This is a genomic window from Tolypothrix bouteillei VB521301, assembly GCF_000760695.4.
Lineage (GTDB): Bacteria > Cyanobacteriota > Cyanobacteriia > Cyanobacteriales > Nostocaceae > Scytonema > Scytonema bouteillei_A.
This window is the reverse complement of sequence record NZ_JHEG04000001.1, coordinates 383,904-408,373: the sequence shown is the minus strand read 5'-3', so window position 1 is coordinate 408,373 and position 24,470 is coordinate 383,904. Positions and strand designations below refer to the sequence as shown.

The 24,470-nt window shown below is 42.3% G+C and carries 16 protein-coding genes and 1 pseudogene; 6 read left to right on the top strand and 11 right to left on the bottom strand.

Translation table 11 applies throughout. The features are described from left to right. Window positions 1-17 precede the first annotated feature (17 nt). Together HC643_RS01595 and HC643_RS01590 are read right to left on the bottom strand one after the other, a co-directional pair. On the bottom strand, window positions 18-1,325 hold the full coding sequence (locus tag HC643_RS01595; protein WP_038082878.1) for an efflux RND transporter periplasmic adaptor subunit: 1,308 nt from the start codon (window positions 1,323-1,325) through the stop codon (window positions 18-20). Between the two features lie 464 nt (window positions 1,326-1,789). Further along, complete coding sequence (locus HC643_RS01590) at window positions 1,790-2,698, bottom strand: LysR family transcriptional regulator (protein WP_038082877.1); 909 nt, start codon at window positions 2,696-2,698, stop codon at window positions 1,790-1,792. Between the two features lie 215 nt (window positions 2,699-2,913). Between HC643_RS01590 and HC643_RS41115 the strand changes: the two genes are divergently transcribed. The 3 genes and pseudogenes from HC643_RS41115 (at window position 2,914) to HC643_RS41940 (ending at window position 4,389) form a co-directional block, all read left to right on the top strand. Further along, window positions 2,914-3,063: a hypothetical protein gene (locus tag HC643_RS41115; RefSeq protein WP_237265808.1), complete on the top strand. Its 150-nt coding sequence runs from the start codon at window positions 2,914-2,916 to the stop codon at window positions 3,061-3,063. A gap of 15 nt (window positions 3,064-3,078) precedes the next feature. After that, window positions 3,079-3,984, top strand: a pseudogene (locus HC643_RS41945) (ketol-acid reductoisomerase); the annotation flags it as partial. After that, window positions 3,961-4,389 (top strand): hypothetical protein, encoded by a 429-nt coding sequence (locus HC643_RS41940; RefSeq protein ID WP_272900259.1) that lies wholly within the window; start codon window positions 3,961-3,963, stop codon window positions 4,387-4,389. The pseudogene HC643_RS41945 and the gene HC643_RS41940, both read left to right, overlap by 24 nt. A 49-nt stretch (window positions 4,390-4,438) precedes the next feature. On the opposite strand, the gene HC643_RS01580 is transcribed toward HC643_RS41940, so the two are convergent. After that, window positions 4,439-5,791 carry a TMEM143 family protein gene (locus HC643_RS01580; protein ID WP_038082876.1) on the bottom strand — a complete coding sequence of 451 codons (1,353 nt, stop codon included), beginning with the start codon at window positions 5,789-5,791 and terminating at the stop codon, window positions 4,439-4,441. A gap of 209 nt (window positions 5,792-6,000) precedes the next feature. After that, entirely contained in the window at window positions 6,001-6,807 is an 807-nt protein-coding gene (locus HC643_RS01575) for an ATP-grasp domain-containing protein (RefSeq protein ID WP_038082875.1), read from the bottom strand. 519 nt (window positions 6,808-7,326) lie between these two features. Between HC643_RS01575 and HC643_RS01570 the strand changes: the two genes are divergently transcribed. From HC643_RS01570 to HC643_RS01560, 3 genes are all read left to right on the top strand, one after another. Continuing rightward, window positions 7,327-7,761 (top strand): META domain-containing protein, encoded by a 435-nt coding sequence (locus tag HC643_RS01570; protein ID WP_167844599.1) that lies wholly within the window; start codon window positions 7,327-7,329, stop codon window positions 7,759-7,761. Between the two features lie 1,176 nt (window positions 7,762-8,937). Next, complete coding sequence (locus tag HC643_RS01565; protein WP_153021609.1) at window positions 8,938-9,078, top strand: hypothetical protein; 141 nt, start codon at window positions 8,938-8,940, stop codon at window positions 9,076-9,078. A gap of 1,211 nt (window positions 9,079-10,289) precedes the next feature. After that, window positions 10,290-11,657, top strand: coding sequence for an IS4 family transposase (locus tag HC643_RS01560; RefSeq protein WP_038082873.1), 1,368 nt, complete (start codon window positions 10,290-10,292; stop codon window positions 11,655-11,657). 1,092 nt (window positions 11,658-12,749) lie between these two features. Here the strand turns inward: HC643_RS01560 and HC643_RS01555 are convergent. The 7 genes from HC643_RS01555 to HC643_RS01525 form a co-directional block, all read right to left on the bottom strand. Beyond that, window positions 12,750-14,324 (bottom strand): MDR family MFS transporter, encoded by a 1,575-nt coding sequence (locus tag HC643_RS01555; protein ID WP_237265807.1) that lies wholly within the window; start codon window positions 14,322-14,324, stop codon window positions 12,750-12,752. Window positions 14,325-14,362: 38 nt separating this feature from the next. Then, window positions 14,363-14,479 (bottom strand): hypothetical protein, encoded by a 117-nt coding sequence (locus HC643_RS01550; protein ID WP_162002327.1) that lies wholly within the window; start codon window positions 14,477-14,479, stop codon window positions 14,363-14,365. Window positions 14,480-14,597: 118 nt separating this feature from the next. Further along, the gene (locus HC643_RS01545; RefSeq protein WP_038073809.1) at window positions 14,598-15,992 is read right to left on the bottom strand and encodes an HlyD family secretion protein; all 1,395 of its coding nucleotides are present in this window, start codon (window positions 15,990-15,992) and stop codon (window positions 14,598-14,600) included. A 25-nt stretch (window positions 15,993-16,017) separates the two neighbouring features. After that, window positions 16,018-16,584, bottom strand: coding sequence for a DsbA family protein (locus HC643_RS01540; RefSeq protein WP_237265806.1), 567 nt, complete (start codon window positions 16,582-16,584; stop codon window positions 16,018-16,020). Window positions 16,585-16,854: 270 nt separating this feature from the next. Then, entirely contained in the window at window positions 16,855-17,478 is a 624-nt protein-coding gene (locus HC643_RS01535) for a response regulator (protein ID WP_038073804.1), read from the bottom strand. Window positions 17,479-17,573: 95 nt separating this feature from the next. Beyond that, window positions 17,574-19,550: a sensor histidine kinase gene (locus HC643_RS01530; RefSeq protein WP_050045123.1), complete on the bottom strand. Its 1,977-nt coding sequence runs from the start codon at window positions 19,548-19,550 to the stop codon at window positions 17,574-17,576. A gap of 235 nt (window positions 19,551-19,785) precedes the next feature. Next, window positions 19,786-24,468: an nSTAND1 domain-containing NTPase gene (locus HC643_RS01525; protein ID WP_237265805.1), complete on the bottom strand. Its 4,683-nt coding sequence runs from the start codon at window positions 24,466-24,468 to the stop codon at window positions 19,786-19,788. Window positions 24,469-24,470: the final 2 nt, after the last annotated feature.

The following is a 24,470-nucleotide window of genomic DNA, read 5'->3' as shown; positions in this document are numbered from 1 at the left end:
TTATAAAAGTCCTGGATTTAGGATTGTGGTTGAATGGGCGTGCCTTCTCTAAGTTTGAGTATGCCAGCAGTCACAATAGTTTCACCCTGTCGAAGCCCATCTAAGACTTGATAATTCGTGCCTTGAATGTCACCAAGATGCACTAAACGCTGATGCACTATTTGCTGTGGTTTGCCGTTGACAGTCTTGTTTTCGGTAACAAACACAAAACTTTGTCCGCCAATGCGAGAAATGGCAACAGTAGGAATCAATATACCCGGTTGTCGATTCCAAATAACGCGAGCTTGAACGTATTGCCCATCGCGCAGTCGTCCTTGTGAATTTGCAAAGCGTGCCTTGCTCAAAATCGATTGCTGATTGGAACTCACTGTCGGAGAAATAAAGTTAATCGCGCCGGTGCCAATGGATTGCTGCGTATTGGGATCGATCAACTGAACGGGCAATCCAATTCGCAGTTGCTTCAATCGATTTGAGGGTAGAGAAAGATTGAGATCCAGCGAATCGTTTTGCGTCAGCGTGGTGATTGTTTGTCCGGTGCTGACATAATCTCCCACTTTGACTGGAAAAGAACCCACTACGCCAGTAATGGGTGCTACTACTCGTTTGAGATTGAGATTGACTTGCGCGGCTGCCGTGCTCGCTTGGGCTTCTCGTACATTTGCCTGTGCTTGCCGAACGGCTGCATTGGATGCAGCAACTTGTTTTTCTGCGGCTTGTAAATCCGCAAGCGCAGTTTGTAAATTATTGCTGGCAACATCTAATTGCTGTCTCGCCTGTGCTCCCTCACTGACTAATTGTTGGGTGCGGCTGAACTGGACTTTTTGAAGCTGAACATTTGCTGCTGCTCTAGTTCGCTGTGCCTGGGCTTGTTGAAGTTGTGCTCGAGCTGTTCCTAACGCTGCTTGGGCTGCACTGGATGCTGCGATCGAACTGGCAACATTTGCCTGTGTTTGATCCAAACTCAACGATGCGATGACGGTTCCTTTTTGGACGCGCTGACCGCTAGAGACGAGAATCGCTTCAATTCGACCCTGAATTTGCGGCTGTAGCGTGACTTTTTGCTGTGCTTCTAATGCTCCGACAAACTCAGAACTTTCTTCGAGCGTGCTAGTATTGACTGTTTGAACTTTTACTGGCAATGCTGAGTTTCTAGCATTTGCCGATGGAGCCGTCTGATTGGGAGTCGCCGAACGCTGAATCCCAGAACGAGATAACAAAGTCATCCCGCCAACAGCCAGGACTATACCAAGTCCCAACCCAACCAATAGACCCTGCCTTCCTGAAAGCTTTCCACCAGTAGAATTACTAATTTTAGGAGTCTCCATCAGCGTCACCCCAGTCTTGGCCTACAATCAATCCGATTCATCGCACAGCAACGTATCATTCAGTTGTAGTGGGAACAATAATTGCGTTCATCTGCCATATGAGTTAGATGAGGTAACAGCCACTTGTGAGCCTTGTTACAGTGTTGAGAGCAAAATTGATATTAGCTGTACGATGTCAAGAAACCCAATTTCTATTTCGAGAAATCGGGTTGTTAAACGTGCATATTACTAACTGTGTAAAGTAACTAGCAGTTAGGTTTTGGCTGCTAGCATATATCCTACTTCACGGTATGAGATCCCAGAAAATACTGAACTTTTCAAAATTTACTAAAAGCGGTGCTCTTGTTTTACAGGAGTTAGATGGAGCGTTATCTTTGTTGGAAAATTTGAGTAGATATCAATAATTGAGATAACAAGCAACTACTCTTTACAAAAGATTACAGTTACAGCTTTAGTGCTATAAATCACATCAAGTACTTATGCGATCGCATTTGCTCGATGATTTCTCGAATAACGCGAACAAAGGTCTGTAAGACAGTAGAAGTTTCATCCTGTCGCCAAACAGCCACTAATTCTACCTCCACATTCAAAGGATTGAGAGTTGTGTATACTACTCCATTCCTGTGAATGTTACGAATGGAAGCAGGTGCAAGGGAAACACCCATATCGGCGGAGACAAGACTGAGAATTGTCTGCTTCTGGCTTGCCTTTTGAACAACTTTAGGGCTAAAACCAGCTTGTTGAAATAAACTGATGCATAAATCGTAATAGCCCGGTTCGAGATGACGGGAGACCAAAATAAAGGGCTCCTGAGCAAGTGCTGATAATCTTAACTCCGGTTGAGTGGCAAGTGGATGAGTTTCTGGCAAAATAACTACCAATGGCTCGCTCAGGATTGATTCTTGAACTAATCCTGCATCGGGTACAGGTGGAATCATCAAACCCAGGTGAATTTGGCGATGTTGCAAAGCTTGCACTTGAGCGCTAGATGTCATTTCTTCTAATTCCAGTTCCACCAGTGGAAAGCGCTCTCGGAATATCCTCAGAACTTTGGGCAAAAGACTGTAAGTGGCAAACCCAGAGAATCCTACTGTCAGTCTGCCGTTTTCTCCGCGAGCAACTTGCCTTGCCATCTCTACCGCTTGCGATGCTTTATGCAATATCTGACGTGCTTCCTCCAAAAATGCTTTTCCTGCTTCGGTTAACTGTACTCGACGTTTAGTACGGTGGAACAAAAGCACGCCTATCTCTGCCTCTAGTTGACGGATTTGTTGGCTGAGAGGTTGCTGAGTCATGTGCAGTCGTTCCGCAGCTCGACCAAAATGCAGTTCCTCTGCAATGACAATAAAGTAGCGTAAATGTCTCAGTTCCATAATCCGATTTGAACTTTTTAAGTGTTAATTGCCTGGGAAAAATGTGTTGGACAGTGAAAAAAATAACCCGTATGTTAAAAACTAACAGTTATTTTTCATCCGTGGTTAATTTTGAACCTCACTCAATAGCCAATGAACGCGGATAAGAATAAATGTAAGGCATTAATTCCAAATCGAGTTTTCTCAATCCAAAATTGTATGAGGAAGAACAACGTATGAGTTTAGATTTTAGTACAAAAATTTTTGAAAAAGAGAAGATTGTTTTATCGAACACGGAAGAATATATTGTTCGGGGAGGAAGGCATCTTTTTCCTCTTTTGCCTAAAGCATTTGAAGGAATTCGACAAATTGGAGTTATTGGTTAGTCATCTCAAGGTCCCGCCCAAGCCCAGAATTTACGAGATTCTTTAGCAAGCACTAGTATTAAGGTTAAAGTTGGTCTGCGGGAGAATTCTGCTTCTATTGCATTAGCAGAAGTCTCTGGATTTAGCAGAGAAAATGGGACGTTGGGGGAAATGTACGAAGTCATTTCTGAGTCGGATTTATCCATTCTTCTCATTTCTGATGCTGCACAGGCTGAAAATAAAGAGCGAATTTTTGAGGCAATGCGTCCGGGAAGTACGTTAGGCTTATCTCATGGGTTTTTATTAGGTTATTTGAAAAATATTGGTGAGTATTTTCCTAGCAATATTAATGTTATCGCTGTTTGTCCTAAAGGTATGGGACCTTCTGTCAGACGGCTTTACGAGCAAGGTAAAGAAATTAATGGCGCAGGTATTAATTCAAGCTTTGCCATCGCTCGGGATCTCAATGGAAAAGCAACAGATTATGCTCTTGGATGGGCAATAGCAATTGGTTCGCCTACCATTTTTCATACCACACTGGAATCAGAGTATAAATCCGATATTTTTGGAGAAAGAGGAATTTTACTGGGGGCGATTCACGGGATCGTAGAAAGTTTATACCGATGGTTTATGAGCCATGCTTATTCTCCTGAAGAAGCTTATGTTTATTCAGTAGAATCTATTACAGGACCAATTTCTAAAATTATATCTCAGCACGGAATTGTTGCTGTTTATGAATCATTAGAGAAGACAGATCGAGAAACCTTTAAGAAAGCTTATTTAGCAGCCTATCACCCTGTTATGGAAATCCTACGAGAAATTTATGATGAAGTCACTTCCGGAAACGAAATTCGGAGTGCAATTGCAGCAAGTAACCGTCACAAAAATTACCCTTTGAGCAAAATTGACGGTACATCCATGTGGCAAACAGGTATTCAAATCCGTGCGAATCGAAACTCCAATCGCATCCCCATTCATCCTGTGACAGCAGGAATTTACATTGCAACAATGATGGCTCAAGTGAACTTATTAAAAGAAAAAGGACATTCCTACTCTGAAATCGCTAACGAGTCCATTATTGAAGCAGTCGATTCTCTCAATCCTTATATGCACCATAAGGGAATTGCTTTTATGGTTGATAATTGTTCCATAACTGCAAGAATTGGAGCTAGAAAATGGGCACCCAGGTTCGATTATATTCTCTCGCAGCAAACTTTCAATGCACTCGATAGTCATTTCAGCGTAGATGAATATGTCTTCAAAGAATTTCTAACAGATGAAATACATCAAGTTTTAGCAGTTTGCTCTCAGTTACGACCTCCAATTGCTATTTCAGTAACAGAGTAAGATACTGTAGGTTGAGTAAAACGGAGTGAAACCCAACAATTAACTCAACCTATGATAAGGCAATTCCATTATATTGAAAAGCATTGTCCCAAACATAATCAATAACAGCTTTAGCTTCATCTAAAGAAAGAACGTGGCAAAATCCCTGGTTATCATAAGTGAGCATAGGTATCTCAGACAAATTATCAATTTCCTTACTATTTCCCAAAATTTTGCCACGAATTTCTTCTAAATTATTTAAAGGACCGTGGATATCAAAGTTGATTTCAATACCTGCCTTTCTCTCCATCCATCTTTCAATGCGAGAGTCTAGCTGTTGTGGCGTTAGAGGAGTGGGACTAGTCAAAAGATGATAGTAAACCAAAATAATTTCCTTACACTCCTGCTCCTCAGCAATATCCAACAACATTTGAAAAACACTTATATTAGTTGCTAAATTTTTAAAAAAGAGTGTATCAGTTACATCTTTTTGAAATTTAATCTTTTTATTTTTGTAATTATTGTATTGCTGAAACGCAAAACCACCTAGAGCGATCGCTAACGATAGTGCTGCCAACAGAATGGGCATAACAGTTTGGCTTTTATACTGTTCTACAACCAAACCCAATGCTTCCAGTAAAGAAGTTGCATTGAAAATCAGTAAAATAGCGGCAACAAGTAACAATAGATTTGGTAATGCTTTTAAAAGCAAGGGAATTGCTGCTCCAATAGCAGGAATGCCAAATAGCAAGCGATCCTTCCAAGTCATACTAGTGACAACATTAGGAAAGAGCAAGTCAATATCTAGTTTTGGAATATTTTTGTAGAAGTAAACATACATTTTACCAGGTGTAAAGCTTAACTCCTCTACCTTAAGTTTCTTTTTGCGAAAATAAGCCATTTCTTTAAACTTAATCAGTAAAACAATTCGTTCAAAAGTCTCAATATTTTTTTCTCGCTGCCAAAAGAAGAACTTTTTGAGAAAAATTTTATTGCTGGTATCGCCTTGATAATAGCAATAAAAGCGCTCAAAATCTGCAAAATCAACTTGAGTTTTCAAATCGATTAAAGATTTCTTATCTAATGCTTGTTGTACGATGGATTCAGGTAAAGGGATGTAATTAGCTCTTTCTAAAATGTAATGAAATGCCTCAACTACTTTTGATTCCATCGCGTCATACCGATCGAAACTAGGTTGAGTCAATGACTGAACATCTGCACTAGGATTGAAAGGTACGTAGTTATCTTTGATAATTTCTAAGGTTTTATGAAAGCGAAAGTGGTAGTATGCAGATAAAATTTGGCAGAAATCTTTAAACTTTTCAACATCAGCAGCATCTAACTGACCATCTTGCAGGCAAAGTTCAATAATATCAGTGCGACGGTAGGGAATAAACGCTTCTTTATTTTCATTGACTGTCATGATCTTACATCAACAGGTAGATGCTGCCAAACACAGTTTACAATACTACTATATTAATCCTAAATCATTTATAAAAAATTTGGATTGCTAATTGCTAATGGCTAATCGCTAATTGCTTTTTGACCATTAGCTATTAGCCCTTAGCAGTCTTCACTCTTATTCTTATATTTCATTTAGGATTGCTATATGTTTATCTAACCATAGATGTGTTAGCCGTTGCTTGACCAACCGAATGCAAAACGTTCAGCAGACCATCCAATAAGGTCTGATACTTGCCCATCTCCAATTTCAACAATTCGCTGTACTCCATCAGTACGCTCCACGACATCCACTGAGAAAAACTTACTTTGAATTTTTTTCGCACACTCATATACAATTGGTGGAACGTTCTCGTCTTCACGAGCAGCAAACGGCTGACCGTGTATAACAAAATAACGCCTTTCAGAATCTTCTACAAAATCTTCAACTCTTCGCACACAAAGACCACCCTCAATTGTTCCTCGAAACTTTTGCATTTCTTGCACAACTGTTTTAATATCTGAGGGTCGCTCAATAATTGAGCCGATTGAAGTTTTTAAAGATTTAACATAATCTTTGATGAAAAATCGTTCCCAACCTAATACTTGTAACTCACTTTCTAGATCGTCATCCATAGAGTAAAACTTGGTTTCTGGAGTCAAATCTTTAATTTGAGGATACCAGTTGGGAAGATAATGTGCGGCTAAATATTCTGATAATGAGGTAAAAGCGCAAGCACCCGTGTTATTTATAATATTTACTAGCAAATTATAATCAGATGGCGAAAGCATCCAGCCTCTATAAACTACATCTGAACCATGAGAAAGTTTGGGAGCGCTCTTTGGTGAAGTGGTCGAGAGCGATTCTAAGGAAATGACAGCAGTTTCAAATCCTGCATTTTGCAAAGATTTTGCTTGTTCCAAGAAAGCTTCATCTACTGCTTTCGGGTTAAAGTAATCACTGGGGAAAAGGAAGATCGTGGGAATTTTAGCGTACATACCTCTACCCATAATATTCTTTGCCTTCTTTAGCTATAGGTGTAGGACTGGCAATGCTAAGCTGTCGCGCATCTAAATTGTACTTTTTTTAGCTTGAAAACCTTGCTGTGAGGGTGTTGGTTTTAAAATTTAAGTGCGTCTTAGCTTACTACATTCTAATTACCCAGATCCCCGATTTTTTTATTGCAAATTAGCTGCAGTTGTAAATTGACATGCGATCGCGCGTAGCGAGCAAGCTTTGCTTATCGCGTATCTTCTCATAATCTACAGCATTATGTATTTTAATATATGATTATCATTTCTACTATTTGTATATTTTCTGGAAGTCTCTAAGTAAGACTTATATCCCGGTTTCAACACTTATTTTGTTTTCATTGTCAAGCTTTCTTTATACCAAAATTAGATGAACTTATTTTAAGTTAATTCTTAAGAAATAATTAGCTAACAGTATCAAAATCACATGATTTAGTAATCTGAAATTGTTCAATCAGTAAGATACATTTGTTAGGAAGAAAAAACGTGAAATTTTTGAATTACATCAAACGTGGTCTTGCTTTAATCCTAGTTATATTTAGTTTGTGCTTAGTGTTTCCAAGTCCTTCTTACGCAACCACTCTAGAAGGTTCTGTTTGGAAACTTAAATCAGGTTTAGGACCAACTCAAGTATCTAATTCCGATATTACGATTAAATTTAAAGATGGCTCTTTTAGTGGTAGTACTGGCTGTAACTCATACGGTGGGGAATACACACTTGAATCCAAAGATAAAACTTCTGGCAAAATTAAACTCAGCAATACGTCTAACACTTTTAAGTTGTGCTCGGGAGAAGTTGGCGAGCAAGAGGTAAAATTTCTTACAGCGCTAGAGAAGGTAAAAGAATATCAGTTAACCGATAAAGGTTTGGTACTGCCATATCCATCCCCATCTCGTTATCTGCTATTTACCCAACAATAATCGCCAGTATGAGCGAGTGTATTCTTATCTGTACATTCGCTCATAAATCTATTTTGCTAAGTTCTGTTAACACACATTGGTTTTGAAGAGGATAAAAAACTAGCGGCAATGCTGCACCCAATACTGCGGGTGTGGTCAAAAGTCGTTGGTAAGTGAGCGTTAAGCGTAGCTCTGCCTGCGGCAGAGCTACGCTAATCTTGTTAACAAAATTTTTATTTAATAGGGCGGCTAAAAATATTTAGTATTATTTTGACAGGATAGCTATCTCTTAAAGATTCTCAGCATTGGGATGATATTACTGTACGTTCGCTCCGGATTGAAAGGGTGAAAGGAAACAAAAGAGTTGTGGATCGACTAAAACATAACCCATGTAATGGTTGGGGAAAGAATCCGAGGGTTAGCGTGTAATACAAGGAAGAAGGGAAATCAGACGTTTCTGTGTATTACATGAGTATTATATTTCTACAAGTGCATAAGCTGATTGAACAACTCCCTAATAAGAAAATAGAGAGGAATCACAATCCTTCTGTTTCCGGAAAACATTTTCTACTTATTGTAGAAAATCAGTGAGTCTCAACCACGAGATTGCAAAAGCACACAGGTATTAGAACCAGCACTCATATTTTTTAGTGCATAGATGCATACTCTCTTGCTGTTTATATAAGGATAAGAGTACAACATGAAAACACTTCGATTTTTATCAGTTCACTCAAATGTAAAGTTGCCCAAATTTTCCAATACTGCGCTAGCATCGCTAACTCGTGTCATGAAGGGAGGTTGCTCATCTGATGCTTCACAAGATGGTAAATGTAACTAACCGTAATATAGAGATTCTCAATCATTCACGAACAATTTTAAATACTGTAGGGTGAGCAATACCCGCTCAATAAGTCTTTTACCAGGCAAATCTTATTCTACTTGTATTTCTAGAATCAAATAGGCTTTTTATAGCTTATCAAACATATGCGATCGCGAACTTCATTTTTATAAGGAGAATGTAACTATCATGTCTAATTCAAATTCTCAAGAAAATAAAAACCTTAAGAACAAAGTAAAAATCGACAAATTTCCCAATACAAACCCTGAATCCACTTGCTCTCCAGAAGATAAAAAAGAGAATAAATGTTGAATCAAAATTTTGTAAAGTGATATCAAATTTTTTAAGGAGAGTGTAAAATGTCTAATTCCAGTCCTGAGAAAAATTCAGAAAAGTCGCCTACAGACCAACAAGAATTAGTCAGTCAAAATACTGAAAACACAAGAGGCGGTTGCTCGGGAAACAGTTCAAAAAAAGGAAAATGTGATAATGGTCGTTAACCCTGAAGCATTTGTCACAAGTTAAGAAGGGAACACCAAAAAATAAATTATCCCAAATCAGAAATTAACGTGTAAGGGCGTAAGGCCTTGCGCCCTTACCATGGGATGATTTTTTAATTGGAAGTTCTTTAAGGAATGTAACAAGTCTAGAGCGCCGATCCACTATAGCCTTTCTCAGTCTCATGAGGTACACCCCCCTTTCATCCCCCCTTGGTAAGGCTATCCATTACCCGCATCTTTCTTAACAATCGCAAAACTCGGATGAAGAAAGGGTTTGAGGAGAAATACGGACTCTAGGGGTTGACAAAAATCAAATGATGTAGAGTAGGGGAGATGGAAGTGGTGGTCTGATGGCGGATGTGGATAGCCATGCTTGTTAAAGATCACTCGAGTGGCGAGGGAAAAATTTGTGGAAGGAATTGCGACAGAGAACCTTTCAGGGGCAGTGGATAAGCAAAGGAAAAGTCTACAATGGTGAAAATGTAAGGAGAATAAGTTCTAAAAATATTCGACAACAAATACTTGAGTAAAAAGAAGTTAGTGAGGTGCGAAAGTCATTTTTAGATGGGGTTTGCAGCAGGTTGTATGAGTACGGCAATCATCGCCAGAACACTACTGTTTCAAAAACGATAAAACAGGTATCAGATTCAATCTGTTGCAGAGCGGCGCGAGGGGGCTAAGCCGCCCCCTCAGGACTCCCCGGCGTGCCAGTTTCAAATGACCATACAAAAACTACTACTGATGCCTCAAAGGGTACAAATGGTCATCTTCAACTGGCTGAATCAAAAATCATGAATTCTGCCAGATTTTGAGCACTGAGCTTGAATGTCGTCAAGAAATTGAAAAGACTGCACTTCGAGCTAGCCCAAGACTGGCGCAACAGTTTCAACAGCGATTGTGACACAGAGGGTGTCCAATGGGAGTTGAAGATCTGTGCAGATAGTATAATTATGATGGAAAAAATCATTCAGACGCTCAGCAGTAACGGTGAATGAAGCAACAGATGCGGAGACTAGGGGACAGTCTGAGGCTGTGAGATCACAGATGAGGATCGAACCTCAACAAGCGTTGTCAACGCAAGAGAAATTGGCGGTATAAACCGCTTGGGGGCGAGACTCTGCGCTTTGGTTTGTCTCGACGCCCGGTGTCTGTTAGATCACCATGTAGAAAGAGGATATTGGCGAGTGCTTGAAAACAAGAGGTAAGTGTCAATGTATCAGTGGGCAGAAAAGGAACTCGAGAGTCTGGATTTGGGAGATAGAAGACGGGAAAAACGATTGAGAAAAATGGTGGAAGATTTAGCTTCTCAACCCGGAGAAAGTGTACCACAAGCGTGTGGAGATATAGCAGCAACAACAGCCGCGTATGATTTTTGGAAGTCGCCCTATTTCCAGCCAGATGATATTCGGCAAGCGCATCAAACGAGTACAATTAAAAGAATAGAATCACATCAAATCCTACTGGCAATTCAAGATACAACGAATATCGATTTAACACACCATCCTCAAACGACAGGTTTGGGATATCTGGACTGTGCAACAAGTTTTGGATTAAAAGTCCACTCCAGTTTGGTGGCTTCAATAGATGGAGTGCCATTAGGAATTATTCATCAACATGTGTGGACTAGAGAACTGGAAAATTTAGGCATATCTAAAAAACGGCATCAAAGAGAAACAGCAGAAAAAGAAAGTCAACGTTGGTTAGATACAGAACAAGCTATACATCAGTTAATTCCCCCAGAGAAAATTGTGGTGACGGTAGCGGATTCAGAGGCAGACATATTTGATTTATTCAATCAAGAACGAGCCCAAAATTTTCATTTATTGATTCGTGGAACTCACAACCGAAAAGTAGACCACAATGCCAAGTATTTACATGAAGCCATCAATGCAACACCTGCACGTGGGGAGCTGAAGGTGGAGGTGAACCGCTCACCACAACAGCATTGGAGAATCGCCCATCTCACTATTCGATTTGCCACATTGGACATAGCAGTGCCATCGAATCATATCAGAAGAAAGCAGCTAAATCCTGTGAAGTTACAAGTGATTTTAGCCAGAGAAGAGAATCCTCCAGAAGGCGTTAGTCCCATTAGTTGGTTATTATTAACGAGTCTTGAGATTAAGAGTTTAGAAGATGCGGCCCGGTGTGTGCGTTGGTATACGTATCGATGGTTAATTGAACGCTACCACTATGCATTAAAGAGTGGCTGTGGAATCGAAAAATTACAGTTAGAAACTGGGCGTCGCATCCACATGGCACTAGCAACTTATTCAATTGTGGCATGGCGTTTACTCTGGTTAACTTATGAAGCGCGAATGCACCCACAGACTCCGTGCGATACAGTTTTAGAAACCCATGAATGGCAATCATTATGTGTGACTATTTCGCAAAATCCTCATCCTCCACAAACACCACCCTCTCTTAATGAAGCTGTGAGAATGATTGCTAAACTGGGAGGTTTTTTAGGACGAACTCGTGACGGAGAACCGGGTTTAAAGACAATTTGGCGTGGTTTAAAAAGATTACATGATATTGCTGCTACCTGGAAATTACTGAAAAACCATTGTGCTACTTAACAATTAAGATTTTTGACGGTAGCAGGCAGAGAACAGAGGGCATCTATCTTCTGTTTATCCCTGCTATCAATACAGTTGAAGAAATGCCAAAAATCCGGGTGGCAACTGTTAACGGACTTCAAACTTCATCCCATTTTTCTGATTCTTCCATCTGCGGTGTGCTTTTCCCTTGCGTGCCATTTGGGTCTTAAACCCTTGAACATTCGCTCACTCTATGTTGGTCACGAGCAAGTATTCTCCAATGAACAGAGCAAAGCGATGCTGCATCTACTAGCTTCTTTCAGCACTTCAGGCTAACACCTGAAGTGCTATCAACAACAAAATTCCACAAGTTTTGCCAATCTCGCAGAATTCATGATTTTTGATTCAGCCAGTTGAAGATGACCATTTGTACCCTTTGAGGCATCAGTAGTAGTTTTTGTATGGTCATTTGAAACTGGCACGCCGGGGAGTCCTGAGGGGGCGGCTTAGCCCCCTCGCGCCGCTCTGCAACAGATTGAATCTGATACCTGTTTTATCGTTTTTGAAACAGTAGTGTTCTGGCGATGATTGCCGTACTCATACAACCTGCTGCAAACCCCATCTAAAAATGACTTTCGCACCTCACTAACTTCTTTTTACTCAAGTATTTGTTGTCGAATATTTTTAGAACTTATTCTCCTTACATTTTCACCATTGTAGACTTTTCCTTTGCTTATCCACTGCCCCTGAAAGGTTCTCTGTCGCAATTCCTTCCACAAATTTTTCCCTCGCCACTCGAGTGATCTTTAACAAGCATGGCTATCCACATCCGCCATCAGACCACCACTTCCATCTCCCCTACTCTACATCATTTGATTTTTGTCAACCCCTAGAGTCCGTATTTCTCCTCAAACCCTTTCTTCATCCGAGTTTTGCGATTGTTAAGAAAGATGCGGGTAATGGATAGCTTGGTAAGGGGGGACAGAGGGGGGTAATTTTTGTACCTTACCAGGTTGAAATTTGCTGTAATATATGTTGACAAAAACTAAATTACATATATTGGGGTAAAACCCCGATTGGCATAGGGAAGATCTCAGATAAGCTAACATTTTCGGTTCCTCCAAACAATATTTAATGTACGGCTCCACCCTCCACAGGTTTGATTTTCTTAAAAAACAACACTAGAAATGCACTCAATAACAACACGCATCCTATAAAGAAAAAGCAGTCATTAAATGCCATGACATTCGCTTCGCGACGTACTATTCGATCCATAAGTGCAAATGCTTGATTCTGTGCTTGGGTCGGATCGCTAGTGTGTTGTAAAAACATTTGGATCATCTGGTCAAGGCGATCGCGCGTGATGGGATTTGATAGCGAAATGTCATCTACTAGGCGATTGGAATGAAACCGTTCTCGTATTGATTGCAGCGTTGCTAACGTAGCAATACCAAATGAACCGCCTAAATTCCGCGACATATTATATATAGCTGAGGCTGACCCAATGTGTTTTGGTTCAATCCCTACGGTGGCAAAGCTGGAGAGGGGGGTCATCACCAACGGTTGCCCCAATGCTCGAATAATTTGGGCTGAGATAAGCTGTGGCATTCCCGTGTCATGACTCATTGTGGTATTCATGAAGCAACTGACTCCGAACATGGTAAAGCCGATCGCCACCAATAGGCGTAAATCAAATCGCTGCATTAACTTGGGTACAAACGGCGTAATAAACAACTGCGGTATCCCTGCCCACATAATGGTTTGACCGATCTCCATGGCGTTATAGCCTTGAATTTGAGTCAGATACAAAGGTAGAATAAAAGTCGAACCATACAGCCCTACCCCTAAACCCATTGTCGTAAGAATGGCAATCAGAAAGTTACGGCGTATCAACAGGCGTAGGTTCAACAACGGCTGTTTTTTGACAAACTGCCAAACGATAAAGACGGGCAACACAATTCCAGCCACCATTGCTGCTCGCTGAATTTCTTCTGAGCCAAACCAGTCTTTACGGTTACCTTCTTCGAGAAAAAATTCCAGGGAAGAAAGCCCGATTGCCATTGTCACAATGCCAAACCAATCGCCTTTCTTAATTAGATTCAACTGCATTGGACGCTGGGGCAAAGCATACCAAACGCCAGTAAGAAGCAAAATTCCCGGTAGGACATTGAGATAAAAAATGTACTCCCACCCATAGCTATCGGTGAGCCATCCGCCAACAGTAGGACCGAGGGAAGGAGCCAAGGTAGCTGATAAACCAAACATCGCCAACCCAACAGGTTGCTTGGCAGGTGGCAAAGTCATCAGAATTACCGTGAATGCCATCGGAATGAGCACTCCACCTGTAAAACCTTGGCCAGCGCGAAACAGAATCATTTGTGGTAAACTAGAGGCGAAGGCACAACAGATAGAAAAGCCAATAAACAGAGCTGTATTGACCAGTAGATACCTCTTCACCGAAAAGACTTGAGAGAGCCAGCCTGTAAGCGGAATGACGACAATTTCTGCAACCAGATAAGCTGTGGAAATCCAGGCTCCTTCATCCAGTGATGCTCCCAGTGCTCCAGTGATATCATTCAGGGAAGCATTGGTAATTTGAATATCCAACACAGCCATGAACGCACCCAACAACGTTGCTGATACACCAATCCAGTCTTTGAGCGAGACATCAGGTTGGGTTGGGGGAGTGTGAGTTACGGTTGCCATGGGCATTTACCTCTGGAAGAAATAAGTTGAGCGAGCGTTTATCGAGCGACCTCTAGATTCATAAGACCGATGGTTGCATTGGCCAAACCATTCAGCATAAACTGTACTCCTAGTGCTGCTAGCACTAATCCCAATAATCGCGTCGCAATCTCCATGCCCATCGTGCCTAAACCGCATTGAATGCGATCGCGATCGGCAAGGTAACAAACACGGCAAAAGCGATCGCTCCCGAGACACCAATTAACTCTAAGCGAGTAGCTTGATTTTGAATTCTCAAGGGGTTTCCACGGTAGCTACCACCGACATCCCCGGTGAAATTCGTGTTTGATAGTCCTTAATACTTTGTGGATCGAATACAATCTTCACTGGAATTCGCTGTACAACTTTGGTGAAGTTACCGGTAGCGTTATCAGGTGGTAAAAGTGCGAATCGTGCCCCTGATGCTGGAGAGAGGCTGTCAACTTTGCCAATGAAAGTGCGATCGGGGAACGAGTCGATTTCGATCTCAACCTTTTGACCGGGATGCATTTTAGCCAATTGCGTTTCTTTGAAGTTTGCTACCACCCAGGGTTGCTCTGTCACTAACGACATTAACGTTTGTCCGGGCTGAACGCGCTGCCCTACCTCTACTGTTTTATTCCCTACCATTCCCGCACTTGGAGCAACAATTGCCGTGTAGGATAACTGTAACTGAGCATTTTTTACCTGGGTTTGCGCCTGTTCGACTGCTGCTAGGGCTGCTTGGTATTGCCGTTTATTTACGATAGTTTGTTGTTTAACAGAATTTGCCTCCTGTAATGTCCCTTTGGTCGATGCAAGTTTGGCTTCAGCATTTTTCAAATTTTCCCGTGCCTGTGCGACTCGCGCCTGTGCTTGCTTCACTTGTTCTTGTGTAGCACTTCGTTGTGCTATTAGAGCATCGTAAGCCGCTTTGGCAGCATCAAACTCAGAACGAGGAATGGCTCCGGCGTTAGATAGTTGATTGTAGCGATCGTAATCCAGCTTAGCTTTAGCAAGATTTGCCTCTACTTGAGCTAATTGTGCTTGTGCTGCGGGAACACCTTCTTGCGCCTCACTTAACGATGCTTGTGCCGTAGAAATGCTGGCTGTAGCGGCGTCAATATTACCCTGTGCTTGGGTGGTTTGTCCCTGAGCATTAGTGGAAGCGACGTTTATATTTGCTTGAGCAACATCAGCTTGCTGCTTGGCAACATCCAGGGCAGCTTTTGCCTGTAGGAGTGCTACTTGGTAGTCATCAGGATCGAGCTTGACTAGGACTGTCCCAACTTTGACAGATTGATTATCTTGAACTGCCACTTCAGTGACAGTGCCATTGATACGAGCATTGACAGGATGAATATCCGCCGTGATGTAAGCATCATCAGTGTCTTGATGAGTACTGGCAAATTGCCACCAGCGATAACCATAGATGGCAGCCACAACACCACCAATACCGAGCACGCCCAGCAACAGCAACTTGCGAATCGGTTTGCGGGTGGGTTTGGTAACAGGTGGCAATACAGGAGGAGCAGCGACTGTTAAAGACGTGGGGGGAGAAAGAGTAGTCCCTTCAGCGTTTTGTGTCACTACAACTGAAGAATCCATAGGTTGATAAGAGTTTTGCTCAGTGCCATCGGAAAGGGGTTGAGAAGAATTTAGAGCATCCATAAGAAATTTATCAGTTCAATGTATTTTATGAATTTGAACGCTTGACGTTCTCAATCTCATATAACAGTGTGTCCAAATGCCAGTTATCTTTGAGCCGCAACCCATTTAGAAAGAATGTTGGCTTTCGTGTCACTCCATATTCCATCCCACTGAGAAAATCAGCTCGGACACGATTGCTGTAAACTCTTTCAGAAAAGCTCCAAAGGAAGCGAGGCATATTCAAACCCAAGTTCAGTGCATACTCAACTAAGAAACCATCATCAAGTGCATGCTGATGCTCAAATAGGATATGGTGCATTTCCCAGAACTTGCCTTGTTCGCCTGTTACTTCTGCCGCCTCTGCTGCCCGTTGTGATTGGGGATGCAGAGATGGAATCGGAAAATGACGAAAGACATAACAGAGATCGTTTTCCAGACGCTGCTGAAGTTGTGGTATCAAGCGGTTAGCTTTGTAGCAGTGCGGACACTGATAGTTGCCATACTTGACGGAGACAATCGCCGCTTGAGTCGCTCCTTGAACGCGATCGCGATCGCCAATCGGTTGCTTGAGTTTACCAGAATCAGGAATTTGGCTCATAGAAACTCGACTCATCAGGATACCTCAGCAAACAGGAAATTGTCGCAGCAGTGAAGGTTGAAGTTCCAGTTTTTAGAGCCATGCTTGATGAGATTGCAGTTGCAATTGTCTGGAAAGCCGAGTTTCCCAGAAGGGCGAGTGGCTGTTTGTAACTCTTTGCTGTAACAACTATAAATTATAAAAAAACTTAATTCTTTTTTCGCCTATCGATAGTTTACTTTTCGAGCTGAACGATCGACCAATGCCAAACCAATCTAAAGTTAAGGTATTACCGACTACTTAGATTCACATGCGAATAATGCCGCGCTTGAGAGCTATCACAACTGCTTGAGTCCGATCGCTTGCCCGCAATTTGGTGAGAATATGATTTACGTGCATTTTGACTGTGCCTTCAGTAACATTCAATATCTCACCAATTTCTCGATTGCATCTGCCTTTAGCAATCAAGCGTAAAACTTCGCACTCGCGATCGCTCAGTTGCGCTCCGTTGATGCGATCTGTAAGTTTTGCCCCAATTTCCGGTGGAATATATTTTTTACCTGCGTGAACTGCTCGAATTGCCTTAGTAATCTCATCGAGGGGCGCATCTTTCAAAATGTATCCTTTGGCTCCAGCGTGTAATCCTCGGTAGATGTTTTCATCACCATCATAGGTAGTTAGAATAATAATTCGCGCTTCAGGACACTTTTGCCGAATTGTGGTGATGGCTTCAACACCTGTGATATCCGGCATCCGCAGATCCATTAGGGTCACATCAGGCTGGTGTTGATGAAACAGCGTGATTGCTTCTTCTCCATTGCTGGCTTCTGCAATCGGGATCATCCCAAGCTCGTGTTGTACCATTAAAACGAGTCCGTTTCGTACAACTGCATGATCGTCAACTACAAGAACGCGAATCAAATCAGCCATCGCTTCTACCAAAACTTTTTACTTCAATGAACATAAATTTCGGTCGAATCGTTCCTGCCACTTGGACTTAGCCATTTTATCAAGCAGAAGCGCTTTCATTGTAGCGGGACTTGCACTTGAATTTCAGTTCCTTGCCCTGGATAGCTACAAATTATCAATTGCCCGTTTAGGCGTGATGCTCGTTGTGCCATACTTATTAAACCAAAGCCGCCGTTTTCAACGTTTGGCTCAAAGCCGCTTCCATTATCCCAAATCCTTAGAACGAGCGTCGTGGGTTTATAGGTGAGCTTGACTCGTAATTGGGTAGCTTGGGCGTGTTGAACTATGTTGTTAACTGCTTCTTGGGTGATTCGCAACAGATTTTGACCGACGATCGCAGGTACCAAACACGGCGTTCCCGCAACCGACACTTCGACTTGAATCGGTATCCCTTCAGCCAGTTGCTCGATGCACCGTGGCAGTTTATGAGCGATATCGGCGTATTCGTTGGCAGTAGGATGCAGTGCCCAGATGGAGCGACGGGCTTCGGAAAGTCCGGTTTGCGCCAGGGTAAGGACGCGCTCGAGAATCTGCCGGGTGTCGGTGGGGTCCGAATCAATAAGTTTTTGTGCCATGCCAACTTGAATCGAAATACCCGTAAACGCTTGAGCAAGAGTATCGTGAATTTCACCTGCCATGCGGTTGCGTTCTTCTAGAAGAGCGGTTTGTTTAGCTTCGTCTGCTAGCCGCATTAATTGGATTGTCAGCGTTGCTTGGTGTGCGATCGCTTGAATCAGTTCTAAATCTTCTGCCCCAAACTCGCGCTTCTCGCTAAAGCGGACAGTAAAGCTACCGACGATTTCCGCTCCCAGCAGCAGGGGTATGCCTAACATGGTTTTTATGCCTAACCGTTCTATAAATTGGCGTTGGACTGGGGTAATGTCGGGGTAAGTGTCGAAATCGTAAATGACGGGAGCGCGTTCGTGGAGATGCCTTTTCCAATTCAGATCGCGGGATAAGTCTTCTCGACCTTGAATCCACTGTCCGCTAAGGCGATCGGTATTTTCTGGGGTAGCAGGAATAATGCTTCCATTGAGGTAAACCAAATGCAGTGAAGAGGTATCAGAGTCAGGGTTCGCGAGCCAGAGTGCAGCAGAGGTGGAGCCGAGGTGTTCGCTAGTGACTTGGAGAACGTGACCGAGGGAACGATCTAAATCGAGGTCAGTTGCTTCTAAAAGTTGCTCGCGGGTTTGCAGTCGGTTGAGCGTTTGCTGAAGTTCAATGTTGTGACGTTCCAATTCTTGCGATCGCTCTTGTTCGGCTTGAAGTAGGGCTTGCTGGGTACGTTGGCGCTCGATCGCACTCCCTGCACAATCTGCTGCAATTTTTAATACAGCCATTTCAGCCGAATTCCGATGTTTTGCCTCACGACAGTCATCAAAACCAACAATACCCCAATATTTACCCTCTATCATAATTGGGATGGCATAGCCTGACTTCACGCCAAGTGCTTTTTGCTTGCTGCGGAAGGGTTCGCAATACTCGTCGATTAGTCCGCCAAATGCTTGTCCCTGACACAATAGTTGATATTCTGCTTCGATTCCTTCATAAGAAATTTCTGCACCACTATTTGATTGAATTTGCGAGAAAATGTAGGGAGATGTCCACTCGTAAAAATATCTAATAACTCCCAGCGTTTCGCCAGATAAGTCATGACAGTGTTCGCCAAGACAAACGCGATCGCAATCTAAACTTTCACCAATAATTTGTAAAGCTCTATTGATTGCATCATCAAAGTTCTCAAATGTTAGGATTGTATTTACAGCCCTTGTAGTGGCTTCCAGTATGCGATTGCGCTGGTGCAAAGCTGCATTAATCTGTTCTAATTCTGCCACTCTTGCTTGGGCTACTCTTGCTTGCTGCCATGCCTGTTGCTCTGAGTGCTGGTACTGTGCCAGTTTAGTTTGGAGCGACTCTACCGTGTTTTGTAGCTCTTGAAACTGCATTTGAATTTGAAATTCATTCTCACGACCGTTGTGCCCCTGACTAGAAGCAGAACGAGGTGTGCTCTTGCTTTTGTCCCCTGAGTCCATGCCTTTTTTCTCAACTAGTCACAAAAATTGCTGAACACAATTGTACTGGATAATCTAGTCTCTACCCATTGGTCATATTTTATAGGATAGCTCAGGTAAGGAGGGATGCTACACTAGTACAGTTCGGCGTAAATAAGGCAACCATTAGTAACAGATAAAAAGCTTACATTCAAACTTTTGCGCCTTCTGCCATCTGCCTCCAGACTTCTGCCTTCATGTACTAGCTTCTTCAGATTCACGTGCCACTACTACATAGATGTTGTTGGTTGTTGTTGGAATTTTTGAGATAGTCTTTTAACCAATTGCAACCATCTTCCAATAAATTATTTAAGTCTAAATTCCATAAAATGATTTGGTGTTTATTATCACCAGAAATAATCATATTACCGTCAGCACTAAAACCAATACTGTTGACGATCGAGCTACCATCAAATGCCTCAAGTTGTGCAAGCTCTTGCTGTCGATCTACACTCCAAATCGTTATAGTATAAGCATTTGCAGCAGCAAGAATTTTGCCATCGCCGCTGAAACTCAGGCTTTTAACAGGGCTGAGATGGTTACCAAAAATCTTGGGTTTCTCAACATCTAGGCTCCAAAGTATGACTGTAAGGTCATCACTTCCCGAAGCCAAAAGTTTCCCATTGGGACTAAAATTGATACTTCTAATTGGTAACTCGTGGTGACCTACAGTTTTGATTTCTTGAGTTTTGAGATTCCAAAGTTTAATTTCATTATCTATGACAAAAGCGATGCTCTCACCATCCGGATGAAAAACAATATTTGAAATCGCACCATTGTTATTAAGGGTTTGAAGTAACTGACCGTTCTTACTCCATAATTTGATAGTTTTGTCAGCACTTCCAGAGGCAATGGTTTGATTGTCAGGGCTGAAACTAACACTTGAAATCGCATCGTTATGACCTACAAAAGTTTGGAGTAACTGACCGTTCCGATTCCAAAGCTTGACAGTCTTGTCTTTACTTCCAGAGGCAAGAGTTTGACCGTCAGGGCTAAACACAACACTTATAACGACATCATGATGACCGCGAAGGGTATGAAGTAACTGACCGCTTGAACTCCAGAGCAAGATCGTGCTGTCATCACTAGCGGATGCAAACATCCTACTATCGCGATTGACACTGATACTGGCGATCGCACCTGTATGTTTTTTCAGGATTTGCGGTTGCTGGCATTCCACACACCAAACTTTGATAGTATTGTCCCCACTTGCGCTAACAATGGTCTTGCCATCGGGACTAAAACTGGCGCTAAAGAATCTTTGGGTATAGCCAGAAAAAGTGGTAACTACTTTACCAGTTAGATTCCAAATCTTAATGTCATTGTCCCAGCTTGCAGAAACAAGAGTTTTGCCGTCTGGGCTAAAACTCAAACTTGCGACAAGACTTTTATGTCCGTTCCAAGTTTCGGATTTCCCATTCTCCAGATGCCAAATTTTAATCGTGCTGTTTTTACCACCAGAGGCAAGAATTTTGCCATCTGGGCTAAAAGTAATGCACGTGACAGCATCATTATGTCCAATGAGAGTTTTTAGCAAACGACCATCGCGGCTCCAAATTTTGATAGTTTTGTCCTTACTGCTAGAAGCAAGGGTTTTGCCATCTGGGCTGAATGCGACACTTGTAACAGTATCATTATGTCCAATAAGAGTTTTTAGCAAACGACCATCGCGACTCCAAATTTTGATAGTTTTGTCATCGCTGCTAGAAGCAAGGGTTTTGCCATCCGGGCTGAATGTCACTCTTGTGACGCCACCACCATGCCCGGTGATGGTTTTAAGTAACTCACCATCGCGACTCCAAATTTTGATAGTTTTGTCATCACTGCTAGAAGCAAGGGTTTTGCCATCCGGGCTAAATGTTATACTTGTGACATTGTCTTGATGCCCGGTGATGGTTTTGACTAACTCACCATTGGGGCTCCAAATTTTAATAGTTTTGTCTTGACTGCCAGAGGCAAGTATTTTGCCATCGGGACTGAACTTGACATCGTAGACATTGGCTGTGTGACCCAAAAAGCGATTGCGCTCTGGCATTGTATACACTGCTTTCCACAAAGCTGATTTCACCAGCATCTGAGTTTCGGGAGATGCCACGCCTGATGTTTTCAGTTTTTGCCCTGCCCTGACTGCTTGGATGAGCGACTCCAAGCCATTGTTTGCAGCAAATAGTGCTTGAGATGATTTGCTCAGGGCTTCTATTTCATTTTTTATAGAATTTTGCCAGTTCCACCAACTAATTCCAGCGAGACACATTGCCATTCCTAAACCGCTCGAAAGACTCAAAAAAGCAATGTGTCGCCTGCGTTTTTGCAAATTGATTTCTCGCTTCCTTTGTTCTAAGGAAAGACGAATAAATTCTTTTTCCGCAGAACTCAGTTCCTCATAACGTTGCTGGTGCCAGTAGTCTGCATCATTTAAAGGCTTTCCTCGCAACAGCCCGCCTTCGTCTTTGCTACTGCTTTCCCACTGACGGACGATCGTTCGCAGATGCTCTTGCCAGTGTCGAAATTCGCCGTCTTTTTGCAGCCAATCTACCAAGCGTCCCCAATTCTTAATCAGCGCCTCGTGTACAATTTCTACCGTTTCTTCCCCTGTAAACTCATTGCGGTTTGTAACAACTAAACGGTGTGACGCTAAATGTGTTACTAAATCCCAGTTCTCTGAATTGATTTCATCGCGAGTGGCTAACCTCCGAGTGGCTTCTGTATTTTCCCCCAAACGTACTAACTGCACAAACACTTGCCGCGATCTGGCTCGATCTGTCTCACTTAACTGGGTATAGACTGTTTCAGCATGATTCGTCAGTGCTTGCTCTACACCGCCAATTTCTTCATAACCTCGATGGGTTAGCAATCCTTGGTTTTGTTTTGACCACAATTGTGTGAGGGCAAACTCCAGCAATGGTAACCGTCCTGGTTGTTCTTCTACGTTAGAAATGAGTTTATTTGTCAAGCCATTTTCCAGTTTGACTTGCATCTGGGCTGCTGGTTTTTCAATACAATCGCGCAATTCTTCACAACTCATGGGTCCGAGGTTCAAAACTCTTCCCTGTAAAGCATCGCTAAATGGGCGGTAAGATAAAGCATATCCATAAAAGTCAGCTCGTAAAGTCATTACTAAAGTAAATGCTGGAGCTAATCTCACGGCTGTCAATAATGAGTCTAAGAAGTACTGGCGCTGTTTCTCACTGCAAAGAGTGTAGAGTTCTTCAAACTGATCGGCTATGAGTAACAAGCGACTTTTGGGATTTTGCTGAACCAACTTTTCTATGATTTTGTATAAAGCGTTGCCATCCTGACTGAGTGCAACTTCTAGTTCCAGTTCTACTAAGCGACGGGTGTTGCGATCGCTTCTCGGTAAGTGGCGATCGCGAATAATATCTATCCCTGTTATCAATTGATATTGTTCTTTGTTGGGGAACTGCAATCCTCCTTCCTCAGCTCGGTGGTAGTTCCCGGTTTGACTGGTGAGTTTCAAAGAGGAAAGGGATGTTGCCAAGGCTGCTATTGGATTGTTTCCCGGACGAAAGGAAACGACTTGCCAATCAACCAAAGTATCTTTTTTTAGCTGCGGAACCAATCCAGCAAAAACTGTACTCGACTTCCCACTTCCACTAGAACCAACTACAGCCACTAACGACTTTCTTTTAACCGACGCTAGTAATTCCTTTGTAAACTCCTCTCTTCCAAAGAATAGATCTGCATCCTCCTCGCTAAAAGCAAATAATCCTCGGTAGGGACAGACCGATATTCCACCCAACTCCAACCACGTAGGTGGTTCTACGGCTGGGTTTTGACAAATCACTGGCAACCATGAAGCACCGGGAAAGTCATCTTCCAATCCTTGCAATTTTCGGCGTGCTTGCTGAACAGCAAGATACAGGGGTAGTCGCTGTAGTGCAAAACCGTATAAAAAATTTTGAAAAAATTCTGCTGCTACAGAATTGGGAACGGGTTCCCGCATGACGATCGCTGTAGGAATGTTTAGTTTTTCTAGTGCTAACGCCAATCCCAAACCATCGCAGGAGTTAAAGACCGCTAGTTGTAAACCCTTTTCAATGGCTGTTTTCAGTGCTTCTTCTAATTGTTCAATTGTTAAACTGTTGTTTGTTGGATTTTCATTAATGTATATTCTGCCCGTTTCACCTTCCGTTTGGCTGTGACCTGCAAAAAACAAGATATCCCAACCTTGTGAGTCCCAAAGCTGGGAATTGAATTGCGAACGAGAGGGGTTATTCAGAACAACAACTTCTGCATCTGTTAGGTTCTCAAGAGATTGGGTTTCTATTTCTAAGTTGATATCTTTGCTGTTACCCATGACAGCTAAGATTCTAACTTTCTTTCTTAGCGATTGTGACTCTCCTATTTCCGAACGTTTATACTCTGGTCTGGAAAGAGCCATTTCTGCTTTAGGATAATCGTTGAAAAAATTCCAACGACACCAAGGTATGCGCTGTAATATTTCATCGTTGGTTTCAATAATGACTCTGATTTCTTCTTTGGGATTAAGTTGCGATCGCAGTTGCTGGGTAATGTTCAGAAACTCCTTAGATGCAAGCCAATCATCAATGCTTTGCTGCATTTTTTGAGACAGCTCGTCAAAAGTGACTTGAGAAACATTTGTAACTCCACCGTCATCCAATTCTAGTTCATCATCATCTGGATCATCTGAAGAACGCAAATGTTGACGACCGCACAGATTTTGATAAATTAATTGCCAATTTCTATAGAGGTCGCTTAAATGTGCTGCTGCTGGTAAGCTACCAATAAATTGTTGTGGAAGAGAATACCCTGCTGACCACAATTGGCAGGTAACTCTTGAAAATCCGTTTATTAAATCCCCACTTCCTAATTTAATAACGACTGATTTATAGATTGATAATTTATCTTTTATTTGCATAA

Coding starts and splice junctions, on each gene's coding strand:
- HC643_RS01595 (WP_038082878.1), bottom strand. CDS start 1,325: ATGGAGACTCCTAAAATTAGTAATTCTACTGGTGGAAAGCTTTCAGGA.
- HC643_RS01590 (WP_038082877.1), bottom strand. CDS start 2,698: ATGGAACTGAGACATTTACGCTACTTTATTGTCATTGCAGAGGAACTG.
- HC643_RS41115 (WP_237265808.1), top strand. CDS start 2,914: ATGAGTTTAGATTTTAGTACAAAAATTTTTGAAAAAGAGAAGATTGTT.
- HC643_RS41940 (WP_272900259.1), top strand. CDS start 3,961: ATGTGGCAAACAGGTATTCAAATCCGTGCGAATCGAAACTCCAATCGC.
- HC643_RS01580 (WP_038082876.1), bottom strand. CDS start 5,791: ATGACAGTCAATGAAAATAAAGAAGCGTTTATTCCCTACCGTCGCACT.
- HC643_RS01575 (WP_038082875.1), bottom strand. CDS start 6,807: ATGTACGCTAAAATTCCCACGATCTTCCTTTTCCCCAGTGATTACTTT.
- HC643_RS01565 (WP_153021609.1), top strand. CDS start 8,938: ATGTCTAATTCCAGTCCTGAGAAAAATTCAGAAAAGTCGCCTACAGAC.
- HC643_RS01560 (WP_038082873.1), top strand. CDS start 10,290: ATGTATCAGTGGGCAGAAAAGGAACTCGAGAGTCTGGATTTGGGAGAT.
- HC643_RS01555 (WP_237265807.1), bottom strand. CDS start 14,324: ATGGCAACCGTAACTCACACTCCCCCAACCCAACCTGATGTCTCGCTC.
- HC643_RS01550 (WP_162002327.1), bottom strand. CDS start 14,479: ATGGAGATTGCGACGCGATTATTGGGATTAGTGCTAGCAGCACTAGGA.
- HC643_RS01545 (WP_038073809.1), bottom strand. CDS start 15,992: ATGGATGCTCTAAATTCTTCTCAACCCCTTTCCGATGGCACTGAGCAA.
- HC643_RS01540 (WP_237265806.1), bottom strand. CDS start 16,584: ATGAGTCGAGTTTCTATGAGCCAAATTCCTGATTCTGGTAAACTCAAG.
- HC643_RS01535 (WP_038073804.1), bottom strand. CDS start 17,478: ATGGCTGATTTGATTCGCGTTCTTGTAGTTGACGATCATGCAGTTGTA.
- HC643_RS01530 (WP_050045123.1), bottom strand. CDS start 19,550: ATGGACTCAGGGGACAAAAGCAAGAGCACACCTCGTTCTGCTTCTAGT.
- HC643_RS01525 (WP_237265805.1), bottom strand. CDS start 24,468: ATGCAAATAAAAGATAAATTATCAATCTATAAATCAGTCGTTATTAAA.